This is a genomic window from Prochlorococcus marinus str. MIT 9314, assembly GCF_000760035.1.
Lineage (GTDB): Bacteria > Cyanobacteriota > Cyanobacteriia > PCC-6307 > Cyanobiaceae > Prochlorococcus_A > Prochlorococcus_A marinus_B.
Map to the genome: position 1 here is coordinate 86,021 of NZ_JNAO01000012.1, position 13,883 is coordinate 99,903.

A 13,883-nucleotide genomic window follows, 5' to 3' on the forward strand; every position below is an offset into this window, starting at 1 on the left:
TCGAATAAAAGTTTAAGTATCTTAAATAGGTGTTTTAAATAAAGAACCGTCACTTTTCAATTGAAGTTTTTCTCCGAGTTCATTTTCTAAAGAGATTAATTCATCCCTATGGGCTCTAATTCTCATAAAAGTTGAATCTTTTTCATTTTCGTTGATCAACCTTAATTCAAATTTCTCCTCTCTTGCTGATTTTTTAAAATAAAAAATTCCAGACAAAGGGCCACCAATTAATCCCAAAAGAATAGGCCACCAACCTAATTCAGGATATATTTGAATAATTACTAATCCCAAAGCACAAGAACCAAAACCACCGAGAAAACCTAAAAAAATTGCTAAAAATTTACTAGAAACAACTTGACCCTTGAATATTAAAATTCTTTGTTCAAAATCTCCTCCTGTTTGCTTCCATCCCCTCAAATTAAGCCATTCACATAAACCATTTAAAACCTTAATTGGCTGCTGAGAAGATGAAATCTCAACGATGGTAGTTCTATCTTTACTGGAAGCCCTTAGAAAAAAAAATAATCCTATGGCCAAGAGAATTGTCAGCAATAATGTTGAATTTAAGGAATATGACATTAAATAATTTTTTCTAGTAACTCGAGAATAAAAATTAAAGTTACATCATATTATAATTTTTTAGAATTATTCTGTAAAATATTCCTATTAGATAAAAATTCTTAATTTAATAAATTTTAAATAATATTCTAAATTTTAAATTACCTTAAATAATTATTAAAAATGACTATTGAAAATAAAAATATTGATTTCCTTTATAGCGATTTAACAGTAGATTTATACAATCTTTACAAAAAATCATCCTACCTAGCTATTGACACTGAAGCAATGGGTTTAATTCATGGAAGAGATAGACTCTGTTTAGTACAAATATGCAATGAATTTAAAAGAACATCCTGTGTAAAAATTGAACTTAATACATCGTCTTCACCTCATTTAAAAGCGCTTCTTGAAGATGACAAAATTACTAAAATATTTCATTATGCGAGATTTGATGTAGCAGCTCTAAAATGCAATCTTGAAATTAATACAAAAAATATTTTTTGTACAAAAATTGCTAGTAAGTTGGCAAGAACTTATACAAATAAACACGGTTTAAAGGATTTAATTAATGAATTGTTAGGTATAGAAATGGACAAAAGCTCGCAAAGTAGTGATTGGGGTAGCAACGAAGATTTAACAAAAGATCAACTAGCTTATGCAGCAAATGATGTTAGATATTTAATTCAAGCTATGCATAAATTAAAAGTTATCTTAGAAAGAGAGAATAGATATGAATTAGCTCAAAAATGTTTCGAAACAGTTTCTGTACATGCTGATTTAGACATACTAAAATTCTCAAATATATTTGAACATTAAGAATCAATCTTCAGTTAAAAAATTATCTTCACCATCAAGAGTTTCCATAAGCTTATCAAGTATTTTTGAAGAGCTTAATTGATCTCCATCATTTTTTTCACAAATTTTTAAAACATTTTGAGCAACTTGTATTTTTTCTTGCATAGTTTTCGAGCCTTCTTTAGCAATTTGAATTTCTACTTTCTTTTTAGCAGAAGATAAGCTTATGCTCATAAGTTTTGCAATCTCTGCACAAATTTTTAGATATTGCCGATCATTTATTGGATACATAAAAGAATTAATAATTAATAAGCTATTGCCATTTACCAAGATAACAAATGAAGGTTTATTGCATCTACGATTTTCTTACTTGCTCCGGATTCCCCCATTCTTTTTTTTCCAATTTTTGCTTGATCTAACCTATCAAAGTTTACTTTCAAAAGTAAACTTAAACGTCTTAAAAGAATTTTTTTGTTCTTGCAAACTAAAACACTACCTCCCAATAATCTTGATTGTCTTTTTGCAAACGATTTTGTGAATTGTGGTCCAGGGCCTGGTAAAGAAAGAGATGGGATTCCAAGGCCAGCAATTTGCTCCGTAGCAGTTCCTGCATTAGACAAGCCAACTTCTGCCATATTGGCCCATGAATTGAATTTACCTTTTCCAATCACTACATATTGATCTTTCTTTTTCCATACTGAATCTTCATCTATTAGAAATTTAACTTTCCTTTGTTTTACAAAACCATATTTATTTAAATAATTTTGAATTTGAATCACATTCGCATTAATGCTCAAAGGCAAAAGAATAACCAAATCATTTGATAAATGAAAATCTTGCAAACAATTGAGAAAATTATCAAGATTTTTAAGAGCTTCAGGATATCTACTTCCAACTAATAAAATAATCCTTTTAAAAGAAATAATATTTGATATCTTATCGTTTTTTGCTTTAACAAAATCCATCATTGGATTACCCAAGTATTTTGCATCAATATTTTTTTTATTCAAATTATTAGCTGTAATTTCATCTCTCATAATTAAATTTTTACATCTTGGAGATTTCATTAAAAACATTTCCCATGGATCCCATTCAGAACCTTTCAACTTATGATAAAAATCACTTAAATCCCAACCTGGCCCACTACTCCAAGTATGATCACTTTTGGGAGTTCCAATGAAACTAAACTCGCATTCTGAACTCCAAGCGAAGAGTAATGGCAAGAAATCGCCTACTGCGATAATTTTGCAGTTATGTTTTGACTTCTGTTTTACAAGTAGAAAATTTCTTAAATTATCGATTAAAAATCCTGCAAACAAATCAAGCACAAATCCCTTCAGACTTTGATTACTAAAACCTCCACTAGGCAGCTCTTTTAAGTATCCTATTTTACGAAAATTCTTTGATTTTATGGAATTAAAAATATCTCCATTTCCTACTAACGGTAAAACTTCAATATTTTTATTTTTTATTTTGTTTAGTAATCGTTTTATTATTTCAGATGCGATTACATCTTCTCCATGACCATTACATATAAATAATAGAGAATGAGACAACTTACTGTTAAGATCATAAAAAGAATCAATCGAGTCTTTTTCGGCGGCATGGCCAAGTGGTAAGGCAGAGGATTGCAAATCCTTTATCCCCAGTTCGAATCTGGGTGCCGCCTTATTTAATTTTTTTACACATTTGATTATGAAGTTTTCTAAGAACTTCAATTTGAAATAAAAGGTATAAAGTTTCAATTACTTATTGATATATAGAAAAATGATCTTTTCTTTATTTATTGATAAATAATACCTGATATCTATTAATAAAAAAAATTTAAGCAATTTATTAATTATTTTCATCAGATTATTTATATAAAATTTGAATTTTTTTAGTAATCATTATCTGCTACACACATTCCTAAACATCTAATACCATTTGAAGCAGTTCTTTTGCAATGATTACATAAAATGGGATCTTTATCTGAAGTAAGGTTAATTTTTGAATTATTTTGGTCTTGAAAGCTTATTAACTCTTGTGTTGAATCAAATAGAGTCATTCTTAGAATCATCACTTGAATCGATACTAACAACAAGTGAAGCATTAGTGTTGGAAGAGGGTATATCCATAATTTTTACAGTTTCTTTAGGCTCATCAATAACTTGATTTTCTTCAGCACTCTCATCAACTGCACAAGCTTCAAGAGCCTCTCGAAGAAGTGAATCAAAAGTTGCTCCAGGCAATCTATGTCTAGCAACCTCAAGAAAAGTTCTCGGTAACGATTCAGATGCAGCATCTCGTAAAGCAGGATTATTCTTTCTATGTTCTTGTTCTTCTTCAATTGATTTAATAAACCTCAGTGTGACATCTCTTTTAGTAGAAGCTTTTATCAGCGTATCGTTTTCCGGATTACTAACGTTAGGTTCATTTTCAAGATCACTAAGTCTTTTTTCCAAACTATTCAAAACTTCATTAGCTTCTTTACTAATATGCGCTAATTGACCATCAGACAAATTAGGTAAATCAGCAACAAAAACTTTCCCATGATCCCTTAGTGTCAAGAAAGTTGGTCTTGGGCCTTGAGCCTGTCTACCATTGGATTCAGAATTATTACCTATTGGTCTTTTTGGAGGTGTAGGGCCAGCTGAACTACGTCTACGTGTAATTCTTTGATTATTTGCAAAGGGCATTGAATAAAGGTTAAATCTTAATACTTAAACTTCCGATATAATTCGGCGGTAATTTTATTATATTACACCTAACTTTTTCATTTGGGTATAAAAAATAATTTTTTAAAACTCGTTTAAAAAAGATAAAAAAATTTAAGTTAAAATTTCTGGCAAAAATTTACTAATTGTTGAATTATTTTTTCGAACTATCTTTCCAATTTCCCAGCTATCTATATCATAATCTTCACAGATACTTAATATCGCGTCCTTAAATTTTTTATCAATAATTAGACAAAATCCAACTCCAAGATTGAAAGTATTCCAAAAATCTTTTTCAGGAACAGATCCTTTGTCTTTAAGGAATTTAAATAAAATAGGTATTTCCCAAGAATTGGTATTGATATAAGGAATAAAATCAGAAGGAATACATCTTGGTAAATTTTCTGGAATTCCTCCTCCAGTTATATGAGACATTGCTTTAATTTCTATATTTTCAGATAACATTTGGTTAACCACATTATTGTAAATTTTTGTAGGTTTCAATAACTCATCATAAAACCTTAAGTGAGAAACTTTTTCAAATTCCTTTTCTATTTGATTATTGTTTTGGATAATTTTTCTTACTAAACTAAAGCCATTACTATGAACTCCATTACTTTTTAAAGCAATTATTAAGTCATTTTCAGAGACTTTTTTACCATTAATAAGCTTATCCTCATCGACTATTCCAACACAAAATCCTGCAAGATCATACTTATTTTTCGAATAAAATCCCGGCATTTCAGCAGTTTCTCCGCCGAGTAATGAACAGTTATTTTCTCTACAGCCATGTGAAATTCCCTGAACAACCCTCAATAATTGTTTCTTATCAAGCTTACCAGTAGCAATATAATCCAGAAAAAATAACGGTTTTGCACCACTAGTAATGATATCGTTCATGCACATAGCAACTAAATCAATACCAACCTCAAAGTGAAAGTTTTTACTTTGGGCTAATTCTAATTTTGTTCCAACACCATCAGTTCCTGAAACAAGAACTGGTTTTTTAAAACTATCGATAGGAATTCTAAACAAGCCTCCGAACCCGCCAATACCCTCAATCACATTAGATGTATGAGTTCCTTCAACTGCCTGTTTAATTTCGGAAACAAATTCTCGTCCAGCTTCTATATCAACACCTGATGTTTTGTAATCCATGAAATAAAAATGATAGACTCTCCCTATATAGATATTCCTCCTAAGATTGATTTTGTCCAGTAATTATTTATCAAATAGATTTATTTTTTAAAAACAAAGTGAAGAAAGTCATAATAAGGAAAACTGAAGAAATAGAAAATTGGAGGAGAAATATAAATAGTGAAATTAACTTTATTCCAACAATGGGTAATCTTCATAATGGACATATAAAATTAATATCAACAGCAAAAAATGACAATTCTAATGTTAATTTAGTAAGTATTTTTATTAATCCACTTCAATTCGATAACAAGTTAGATTTAGAGAATTACCCTAAAACAATTGATAATGATATAAAAATCTCATTCTCAAATGGCGCGGATGCCATCTTCATCCCAAGTAATGAAGATATATATCCACCAAATAATAAAAATATTAAATTCCTAAAAGCTCCAATAGAATTATCTTCTGCATTATGTGGATTAAATCGAATTGGACATTTTGATGGCGTTTGTACAGTAGTTTATAGATTACTTAATCTAATCAAGCCTAAAAATCTTTACTTAGGAGAAAAAGATTGGCAACAACTTTTAATTTTAAAAAATCTTGTCCTAAAAGAGAGATTAAATATTGCTATTAAATCTATTCCTACACAAAGAGATTTTGATGGAATTCCTTTAAGTTCACGTAATGTACATTTATCAAAAAACGAAAGGAAATTGATTAGGTTTTTTTCAAGTGAGTTATTAGAAGCAAAAAAAAATTTTCAACAAGAAAAAAATTTCAATTTAAACGAAATAATTAAAAAGTTATCAGCAAAAAAAATTTCAATCGAATATTTAGAACACTTAAACCCTCATACCCTCCAAAAAGCAAGACATGAGGATAATATTTCGTTACTGGCTGGTGCGATAAGATGTGGAGAGACAAGATTAATTGATCACGTTTTCCTAATGAAAAGAAGGCCGATTATTGCAATTGATGGTCCTGCAGGTTCAGGTAAAAGTACTGTAACAAAGTTAATAGCGAAAAAACTTAAACTTCTATATTTAGATACTGGCGCAATGTATAGGGCATTGAGTTGGCTTATACTTAAAGAAAATATTGCTTATAAAAAAGAAAAAAAATTACTTAATATTTTTAAAGATATATCCATTGTTTTCAAGTCAAATACAAATTCACATCAGGATGTTTATGTTAATAACTACTGTGTTACTAAAGAAATTAGGTCGCAAAAGATAACTTCCATAGTTTCTAAAATTTCCTCAATAAAAGAAGTAAGAAAATTCTTAGTCGAAGAACAAAGAAAAATTGGAGAATCAGGCGGACTTGTAGCTGAGGGAAGAGATATAGGAACTACTGTTTTTCCTCATGCAGAACTTAAAATATTTTTAACTGCTAGCATTGACGAAAGAGCAAAAAGAAGAAAATTTGATAAAAATAGTAAAGACTTACAAGAAATAGACCTTAATACATTAAAAGAACTTATAAAGAAACGAGATCTTGAAGATTCCAATAGGGAAATATCACCTTTAGTAAAAGCAAATGACGCAATAGAAATTATTACGGATGGATACTCAATTAATGAGGTAGTGGATAAAATTATTGATCTTTATAATGACAAGATTCCTAAAGAGACTGAGATCAAATAAATTCAAGAAATACTTTCCAAAAAACCGTTTACAGAATCTTCTAAAATATCAAGGACATAATCGAACCCCTCATCACCTCCAAAATATGGGTCAGGAACTTCTTTCTCATTAAAAACTGTTCTAAAATCTTGTATTTTTTTAATTGATGCAAAACCAGCTGAAGCTGTTCTATTTTTAAGATCTTGAATATTTCTAAAATTTGAATCGTCCATCGCAATAATATAGTTAAATTCGTCAAAATCTTTTTTGTTAATTTGACGAGCCCTGCTTAAGATATTTATATCCCTTCTTTCTGCCGCAATTCTCATCCTAGAGTCAGCTTTTTTTCCAATATGCCAACTCCCAGTCCCAGCAGAATCTACAATAAAGCCATCGGTTAAGCCCCTCTTTTCAATTAGACTTATAAAGATAGCTTCTGCTGCGGGAGACCTACAAATATTTCCCAAACATACAAAAAGAATAGAAATTTTTTTCATATGATTTCAAATTCCAATACATTGTAAGACTTTTAAGTAGTAAATAAAACTTCTTTAATTAAAGATTCAGTAAATTCTTTACCAAACAAACTCGACAACATTGGCCTCGCTGGATCGTTATCTCTTCTATAATTCAAATAATTATTTTGACCGTTTATTAATTCTTTTTGAAGGTCAATATTGACTTCTTTGCTTTCGAAAAGAATTTCCAAATACAAATCAAGATATTCCTTAAATGAGTTATAAAGCTGATTAGCAATTAAAAAATCACTTCTTTCTTCTTTAGGTAATTTTGACCATATTGCTCCTGGAGAAAAAAATCTAGCTACATCCGCAGACATTTCTTCAGCTAATGGTAGTGATGAATGACAATGATTTTTGAGTTTGATAAGTTTTTCTAATAACTGATTATTGTATTGATTTTGTATTTTTAATGAGGGCTGAAAATCTAACACTAATAAATAACTATTAGGAAGAGAAACAAAATCTACTCCAAAAAATGGGACGTTATAAATAGTTTTAGGAATAATTAAAAAATTTAAAACAGAATAATTTGGACTATTTATACACACTGCTCTTGCGAATTGAATTCTTTTTTTATGCGTTACTCCCCAAGTAGAGAGATTCACATTTTTTTTTGATTTTTTTGAACCATAAGTTGAATCTTTATAAGAATATTCCAGAGGTATTATTTTTTCTAAACAGTTATATTTACTTAAGTTATTTGTTAAATATTTTAAAAAATTATGCCATCTCCAATCTGGCCTGTAAAAAATAGTATCTTGAATTAACATTCAATAAATAATCTCATTATTTAATGTAAAAAGGAATTTATTGACAAATTTTTTTGTCCATTTTTCTCCAAAAAAAGATTTAAACAATTTATCTGCAGGGTCTTTTTCAAAACTATACTTATCATATTTAATTTGATTAATCTTTATTTCTTCTGCATCTAAGAATTGATTAACAGGATTCGATTTATGAATGTTCAAATAATTATTTACAAATGAATGGAATATATTATTTAAATCTCTATCAAGATTTAATTTATTTCCTCTACATATAATTACCCATGGCGAAAAATACTTTTTTGAATCATATATTTTCTTCATTTTATTATTATCAAATGCAGGATATTTTTTTTTAATAATACCTAAACTTGAACAATATTTTTCGAGATATTTGCCTTCTTGAATTAAAGGTTGATAATCAAGTATTGCTAATAACTTTTGAGAAGTTCCAAACCATAAAATATCAGCTCCTAAAATAGGCATTTCACAATCAAAATTAGGATATGCAACCGTATTAAACACTTGCAGTTTTTTGCCACCATCTAATCTTGTTATTCGCCACTTTCTATATTCGGGAGATGAAAAAAGCCAATTCTTAATAATATATTTTGAGTCTTCATTATGATGTTCTTTAAATTCGCTAGATATTTGTAATTCATTACCATTTAATTCATCAATATTGGTTTTAAGAAAATCAACTAATGAATCAAACATGAATATTAGGTCTCGGTACTTCCTTTTCTGACTTTTTTTGTAATGTAATTGAATACAATCTTTCCTAAAACAGCAATCAAGTTACCTTCAAGCTCCTTAAACATTTTCATATTGTAAGTAAAAGCTTGATTAGCTTCATCAATAATTTGATCAGCAGTCTTTTGATTTATTGGAAGTTGATTCAAAGTAAGGGAATATTCTTCCTTGAATTTCTTTTCATCAGCAATTAATTCAAACTCATAAAAATTTAAACCATCATTTCCCTGCAAATTTAATGCTTTTTTAGCGATCCTTTTCAAGATTTGCCCTCCAGATAAATCTCCAATATAGCGAGTGTAGTGGTGACCAACTAATAGCTCTGGTGATTTTTTTGCGACCTCTCGGATTCTTTCAACATATTCTTTTGCTGAGTGAGAAATATTAATTTCCTGCTTCCAGTTTTCACCAAAATAAAATTTAAGATCATTTACAAGAGTTTCTTTTCTGAATAACGATTTAAAACCTATAGGTTTTATTACGGGATGTTCCTCATTGACCAGTCTTTCAATTTCTTCTTCCATAGCTTCATAAACAAAATATAAATCACTAATTAATTTTCTATAAGATTTTTTTTCAACAACTCCTTTTAAAAAACAAGCCACAAAGCCAGTATTTTCTGCCATAGTATGGGATTTTTTTGTCCCTTCTCTTAATTGTCCTGCGAGTGCAACTGCCATATATTTTGAATTATTTTTGTAAGTGTATTTAATCTACAAGGAAAATACATAAAACAGCTAATTTTTGTTACCAGCAGATGTTGTAGAGAATAACTTATAAAGTTCTTTACAAACCAAAAAAAGGTTATCTTTTTGTTCCTTTTGCGGTAAATGAGTACCAGTCATTTCCCAATCACCGATGGTAGCCACTCTCCATCTCTCGGAGGGAACAATCATACCTCGCATTATTATTCCCAACAATTTCGGAACTCTGCCATTATTATCATTTTCAATTCTTAATTGTAAGAGTATTGCTCTACATTCAATAAGAGGACTCCAACCAGGAAAATGAAACGCAAAATCAATAGTATCTTGCATGGATTCATTATTTGAATTGTCCCATGGACTAAAGTTTACGCTTGCATCTGGAAAATATTTCCGAAACAAAGCTGCAGTAGAAGCAATTTTATTGGCTATTTCAACATTACTTACATTTGAACTCGCATTCATAAAGTAGTTGAGTACTTTTTTGAAAATGACATAATTTGCTTTAATTTGCTTATTAACTACTTTTTATTTTAATAAAGATGTTGAAATGCTGATCAACAAACTTTCTCTATTCACATTTGAATAATAAATTTCTAGGTTTTAAAGAAAATAACTCATCGCAAATTAAAATACTAGGAACTTTAATGAGTTATATTTTATTAATTAAATGCTATGCCAAATTTTGAAAAATTAACTTTACCTAATGAAGGCGAGATAATAACTTTTGATCAAGGCAAACCAAATGTTCCTAATAATCCAATTGTCCCATTTATTAGGGGTGATGGTACTGGAGTTGATATTTGGCCTGCAACTCAAATCGTTCTTGATTCAGCGATTAAAAAAAGCTATGGAGATGAAAGAAAAATTAATTGGTTTAAGGTCTATGCGGGCGATGAAGCTTGTGAACTTTATGGAACATATAACTATCTGCCTCAAGACACTATTGAGGCAATCAAACACTTTGGTGTGGCCATCAAAGGTCCTTTAACGACTCCCATCGGTGGAGGTATTAGATCTCTTAATGTTGCATTAAGACAAATCTTTGATTTATATAGCTGTGTTAGACCATGCAAATATTATTCAGGAACTCCAAGCCCTCACAAAAATCCCCAAAATTTAGACGTTATTGTTTATAGAGAAAATACTGAGGACATCTATATGGGTATTGAATGGGAAGCTGAGGACAATAATTGTCTTGAATTAATTAATCACTTAAATAACGTTGTCATACCAAAAAGTAAAAATTTAAAAAATAGATCTATACCAGACGGATCAGGTATTGGAATAAAACCAGTAAGTAAATCTGGTAGCCAAAGGCATATTAGAAAAGCTATAGAACATGCCAAAAGATTATCAGGAGATAAAAGGCATGTAACTCTTGTACACAAAGGGAATATTATGAAATATACAGAAGGTGCATTTAGAGATTGGGGATATGAATTAGCAGTAAATGAATTTAGAGAAGATTGCATTACAGAGAGAGAAAGCTGGATTCTAGATAATATTCAGAAAAATCCAGAAATTACAGTTGAAAATAATGCTCGAAAAATTGAACCAGGTTTTGACAAGCTTACAAATAACAAAAAAGCATTCATTTGCGAAGAAATTAAAGAAGTTATTGCATCAATATCAAATTCTCACGGAGATGGAAAATGGAGAGAACTTATTCTTGTTGATGATCGGATAGCTGATAGTATATTTCAACAAATTCAAACTAGACCTCAAGAATATTCAATTCTTGCAACCTTAAATCTCAATGGAGACTATGTTTCTGATGCAGCTGCAGCAATTGTTGGTGGCCTAGGTATGGCTCCTGGTGCAAATATTGGTGATAATGCAGCAATTTTCGAAGCTACTCACGGTACTGCGCCAAAACATGCAGGCTTAAATAAGATTAATCCAGGCTCAGTAATTCTTAGTGGTGTAATGATGCTTGAATATTTTGGTTGGGATGAGGCAGCTAACTTAATTACTAATGGTTTAAGTAAGGCAATTGAGCAAAAAAAAGTCACCTATGATTTAGCACGCTTAATGGAACCAAAAGTAGAACCTCTGTCCTGCAGCAGTTTTGCTGAAGAAATTATCTCAAATTTCTAATTTTAAAAATTATTTTTATTTTCAAAAACTTTCCAAATATTTACCAGTGAATCTTTAGTACCAATGTTTCCAGGATGAGTAACAATGGGAAGTTTTTCGCCATTTTTTAGGTTGTAAGTCACCACTGAAATTCCAGTTAAAATCTGTCCTTCAAGATAAACATAATCTGCATTAAGTCCTTTACTAAGAATCAAATTTGTTGTTATTCCACCTTTTGAAATCAAATATCCTATTTCATACTTCAAATCCGTGACTAATTCAGCAATAAAACAAGCAAGTAAATTATAAAAATTAAATAGTTCAGAAGAATCTAAAGACATAAATTTTCTTGAAGTAAACAAAACAGGAGTTTTTCCTCTCTCAAAAGAAAATCTAATTTCTTTTAAAAATTTATTTTTAAACAAATTCCTTCTCTTCTGATTAACATGCGTTGAAGTAATTTTAAAGAATTCAAAAACATCTAATTCAACTGGATTGCAATTACTTATCTCTAATAAATTATTCAATTGTATTGTAGAAAGTTCTACATAAGATCCAACAATTATCAGTCCTGGAAGAAAACTCTTTTCTTTATTTCTTATTCTTAAATTAGAGAAAAATATTTCATTCTGAGAGACACTTTTTTTCTCAGAAATTGAACTTATGAAACTTGCTGCAGTTCGAAAAAGGAATTTTTTTTGTTTAATTAATTTTTTAATTACTAAAGAAAATTTTTTTAGTTGAGAATAATTCTCTACATCTACAACTACATGTTTATTATTCTTCAAGTTCTTTAGTGTTTTAAAAACAATATTATTTTCTTCATCATTTAACATTTCGATATCTGACAATAAAAGATTTTGAATATCTTCAAAATTTATTTGCGATTTACTCTGCTGAAATAAAAGATTCTTTACATTACTTGTCTCATATCCAAAAATTTTATCTTTTGCAAAAATTGTTTGACTAATAGGAGTTTTATCAACAAAGTGAGATCCATTAATTGTGAATCTTTTACCTTCTATGAAAGCTGGAATATAAAAAGTAGCATCAAAAGGACCTAAACAACTATTTAGAGCAATTGGCTCTAAATAATTATGTCCTCGAAGAGTAGAGTCTCCTCTACTTATAAAAATAATTTCTTCTTCATAGACTTGAGAAGTAATTAAAGTCTTAAGATTTTTGCAAATTTCCTCTATTGTTAATTTCGCATCATTTTCCGATAATGATCTTGTATTAGCCAAAATAAAAAATAAATTAGATTTAGATTCAAAACCTTTAGCTAAAGTTGAACAGTCCCACTTGAGCAGTAATAAGCAATCTTGAACAGTTTGAGAGCCTGTTGGATCATCATCTATAACGACAAATTTCATAAGTATTACAAAATTACTTAAGAGATTTTATTTGTATTGAGACATTTAACCTTTTACTATCATTTGAAGGAATCATAATGTTTCTAAATCCATCAACAAAAGAATTTCGGGGACTAGTCCAAGGTTCGAGACACATCATTCTTCTTGGAGGATCACTCCAAATAACGCCTAAATCAAAAGGATATGGATGATTTAAAGTTACCTCTCTTTTAAAAATTTTATCTCGAAAAGAGCTTCTACCGGAAGTATACATAAGAAGATCAACTCCTAAATTAATTTTGTTTAATTCATCCAAAGTATTACTTATAGTATTTCTTTTTTGATCCTGACAATTAAGTGGATTATCAACAAACTCTAAATTTTTGAAATCTGAAATTTTAAAATAAGGATGCAAACCAAAATTTATAGGCATAGCAAAGTCTGTTTTGTTATAGATTGTAATTTCAAATTCTAAAAAGTTAACTTTTAAGATAACTTCTATTTTTAGTTCGAAATCGAAAGGATAATATTTTTTGGTTTTTTTAGATGCATTTAAGAATAAACATAAAAATTTTTCATTTTCATTAAAGGAGTATTGCCATTGCAAATCCCTTGCGAAACCATGTTGTGGTAATTGCAAATAACCATTTCCAAATACTGAACTAGAGGTATTGAGATTTCCACAAATTGGAAACAAGATTGGAATGCCTCCCCTAATACTTTTTGTCTTTTCCATAAATCTTGTTTCATCGAAATAAAGTATTTCATTACCATCCGAAACCCAATTTGTAATAACGCCTCCTCTTTCAGGACAAAATTTAATGTAGTTATTTTTATCCAATTGAAAGACAAAAATTCCTTGTTCCTTATTAGATAATTCAACTTTCACG

Annotated in this window: 16 protein-coding genes and 1 tRNA gene; 4 read left to right on the forward strand and 13 right to left on the reverse strand. The window is 29.4% G+C overall.

Features of this window, described 5'->3' with window-relative positions; genetic code table 11:
* Positions 1-21: 21 nt before the first annotated feature.
* Positions 22-579 carry a cofactor assembly of complex C subunit B gene (locus EU98_RS02635; protein WP_032516097.1) on the reverse strand — a complete coding sequence of 186 codons (558 nt, stop codon included), beginning with the start codon at positions 577-579 and terminating at the stop codon, positions 22-24.
* Positions 580-741: 162 nt separating this feature from the next.
* Here EU98_RS02635 and EU98_RS02630 point away from each other — a divergent pair, with 162 nt between their 5' ends.
* Positions 742-1,377 carry a ribonuclease H-like domain-containing protein gene (locus EU98_RS02630; RefSeq protein WP_032516098.1) on the forward strand — a complete coding sequence of 212 codons (636 nt, stop codon included), beginning with the start codon at positions 742-744 and terminating at the stop codon, positions 1,375-1,377.
* Positions 1,378-1,380: 3 nt separating this feature from the next.
* Here the strand turns inward: EU98_RS02630 and EU98_RS02625 are convergent, their stop codons facing one another.
* A complete protein-coding gene (locus EU98_RS02625) occupies positions 1,381-1,647 on the reverse strand; it encodes a hypothetical protein (protein WP_032516229.1) in 267 nt (88 codons plus the stop codon).
* 32 nt (positions 1,648-1,679) lie between these two features.
* Positions 1,680-2,912 (reverse strand): lipid-A-disaccharide synthase-related protein, encoded by a 1,233-nt coding sequence (locus tag EU98_RS09545; RefSeq protein ID WP_241466402.1) that lies wholly within the window; start codon positions 2,910-2,912, stop codon positions 1,680-1,682.
* A gap of 42 nt (positions 2,913-2,954) precedes the next feature.
* Between EU98_RS09545 and EU98_RS02620 the strand changes: the two genes are divergently transcribed.
* Positions 2,955-3,025, forward strand: a tRNA-Cys gene (locus tag EU98_RS02620).
* Positions 3,026-3,235: 210 nt separating this feature from the next.
* Here the strand turns inward: EU98_RS02620 and EU98_RS09915 are convergent.
* The 3 genes from EU98_RS09915 to purM all read right to left on the reverse strand — a co-directional run bounded on the left by EU98_RS09915 (position 3,236) and on the right by purM (position 5,210).
* Positions 3,236-3,403 carry a hypothetical protein gene (locus tag EU98_RS09915; protein WP_193743025.1) on the reverse strand — a complete coding sequence of 56 codons (168 nt, stop codon included), beginning with the start codon at positions 3,401-3,403 and terminating at the stop codon, positions 3,236-3,238.
* A complete protein-coding gene (locus EU98_RS02615) occupies positions 3,390-4,034 on the reverse strand; it encodes a hypothetical protein (RefSeq protein ID WP_025927087.1) in 645 nt (214 codons plus the stop codon). Before EU98_RS02615 ends, EU98_RS09915 begins: the two co-directional genes overlap by 14 nt.
* A 132-nt stretch (positions 4,035-4,166) precedes the next feature.
* Positions 4,167-5,210 carry a phosphoribosylformylglycinamidine cyclo-ligase gene (gene purM / locus EU98_RS02610; protein ID WP_032516100.1) on the reverse strand — a complete coding sequence of 348 codons (1,044 nt, stop codon included), beginning with the start codon at positions 5,208-5,210 and terminating at the stop codon, positions 4,167-4,169.
* Positions 5,211-5,308: 98 nt separating this feature from the next.
* On the opposite strand from purM, the gene EU98_RS02605 reads away from it, so the two are divergent.
* Positions 5,309-6,841, forward strand: coding sequence for a bifunctional pantoate--beta-alanine ligase/(d)CMP kinase (locus EU98_RS02605; protein WP_032516101.1), 1,533 nt, complete (start codon positions 5,309-5,311; stop codon positions 6,839-6,841).
* Between the two features lie 2 nt (positions 6,842-6,843).
* On the opposite strand, the gene EU98_RS02600 is transcribed toward EU98_RS02605, so the two are convergent.
* From EU98_RS02600 to EU98_RS02580, 5 genes are read right to left on the reverse strand one after another with little or no spacing between them, the layout of a single operon-like run.
* The gene (locus EU98_RS02600; protein ID WP_032516102.1) at positions 6,844-7,317 is read right to left on the reverse strand and encodes a low molecular weight protein-tyrosine-phosphatase; all 474 of its coding nucleotides are present in this window, start codon (positions 7,315-7,317) and stop codon (positions 6,844-6,846) included.
* Between the two features lie 32 nt (positions 7,318-7,349).
* Positions 7,350-8,111 carry a phycoerythrobilin:ferredoxin oxidoreductase gene (locus tag EU98_RS02595; RefSeq protein ID WP_032516103.1) on the reverse strand — a complete coding sequence of 254 codons (762 nt, stop codon included), beginning with the start codon at positions 8,109-8,111 and terminating at the stop codon, positions 7,350-7,352.
* The gene (locus EU98_RS02590; RefSeq protein WP_032516104.1) at positions 8,112-8,822 is read right to left on the reverse strand and encodes a 15,16-dihydrobiliverdin:ferredoxin oxidoreductase; all 711 of its coding nucleotides are present in this window, start codon (positions 8,820-8,822) and stop codon (positions 8,112-8,114) included.
* Between the two features lie 5 nt (positions 8,823-8,827).
* Positions 8,828-9,538 (reverse strand): heme oxygenase (biliverdin-producing), encoded by a 711-nt coding sequence (locus EU98_RS02585; RefSeq protein ID WP_032516105.1) that lies wholly within the window; start codon positions 9,536-9,538, stop codon positions 8,828-8,830.
* 57 nt (positions 9,539-9,595) lie between these two features.
* A complete protein-coding gene (locus EU98_RS02580; RefSeq protein ID WP_032516106.1) occupies positions 9,596-10,027 on the reverse strand; it encodes a hypothetical protein in 432 nt (143 codons plus the stop codon).
* 210 nt (positions 10,028-10,237) lie between these two features.
* Between EU98_RS02580 and EU98_RS02575 the strand changes: the two genes are divergently transcribed.
* Positions 10,238-11,662, forward strand: coding sequence for an NADP-dependent isocitrate dehydrogenase (locus tag EU98_RS02575; protein ID WP_032516107.1), 1,425 nt, complete (start codon positions 10,238-10,240; stop codon positions 11,660-11,662).
* A gap of 2 nt (positions 11,663-11,664) precedes the next feature.
* On the opposite strand, the gene EU98_RS02570 is transcribed toward EU98_RS02575, so the two are convergent.
* Together EU98_RS02570 and EU98_RS02565 are read right to left on the reverse strand one after the other, a co-directional pair.
* On the reverse strand, positions 11,665-13,014 hold the full coding sequence (locus tag EU98_RS02570; protein ID WP_032516108.1) for a four-carbon acid sugar kinase family protein: 1,350 nt from the start codon (positions 13,012-13,014) through the stop codon (positions 11,665-11,667).
* 13 nt (positions 13,015-13,027) lie between these two features.
* The gene (locus EU98_RS02565) at positions 13,028-13,882 is read right to left on the reverse strand and encodes a galactose mutarotase (RefSeq protein ID WP_032516109.1); all 855 of its coding nucleotides are present in this window, start codon (positions 13,880-13,882) and stop codon (positions 13,028-13,030) included.
* Position 13,883: the final 1 nt, after the last annotated feature.

Coding starts and splice junctions, on each gene's coding strand:
- EU98_RS02580 (WP_032516106.1), bottom strand. CDS start 10,027: ATGAATGCGAGTTCAAATGTAAGTAATGTTGAAATAGCCAATAAAATT.
- EU98_RS09915 (WP_193743025.1), bottom strand. CDS start 3,403: ATGACTCTATTTGATTCAACACAAGAGTTAATAAGCTTTCAAGACCAA.
- EU98_RS02570 (WP_032516108.1), bottom strand. CDS start 13,014: ATGAAATTTGTCGTTATAGATGATGATCCAACAGGCTCTCAAACTGTT.
- EU98_RS02575 (WP_032516107.1), top strand. CDS start 10,238: ATGCCAAATTTTGAAAAATTAACTTTACCTAATGAAGGCGAGATAATA.
- EU98_RS02625 (WP_032516229.1), bottom strand. CDS start 1,647: ATGTATCCAATAAATGATCGGCAATATCTAAAAATTTGTGCAGAGATT.
- EU98_RS02615 (WP_025927087.1), bottom strand. CDS start 4,034: ATGCCCTTTGCAAATAATCAAAGAATTACACGTAGACGTAGTTCAGCT.
- EU98_RS02590 (WP_032516104.1), bottom strand. CDS start 8,822: ATGTTTGATTCATTAGTTGATTTTCTTAAAACCAATATTGATGAATTA.
- EU98_RS02630 (WP_032516098.1), top strand. CDS start 742: ATGACTATTGAAAATAAAAATATTGATTTCCTTTATAGCGATTTAACA.
- purM (WP_032516100.1), bottom strand. CDS start 5,210: ATGGATTACAAAACATCAGGTGTTGATATAGAAGCTGGACGAGAATTT.
- EU98_RS02595 (WP_032516103.1), bottom strand. CDS start 8,111: ATGTTAATTCAAGATACTATTTTTTACAGGCCAGATTGGAGATGGCAT.
- EU98_RS02600 (WP_032516102.1), bottom strand. CDS start 7,317: ATGAAAAAAATTTCTATTCTTTTTGTATGTTTGGGAAATATTTGTAGG.
- EU98_RS02635 (WP_032516097.1), bottom strand. CDS start 579: ATGTCATATTCCTTAAATTCAACATTATTGCTGACAATTCTCTTGGCC.
- EU98_RS02585 (WP_032516105.1), bottom strand. CDS start 9,538: ATGGCAGTTGCACTCGCAGGACAATTAAGAGAAGGGACAAAAAAATCC.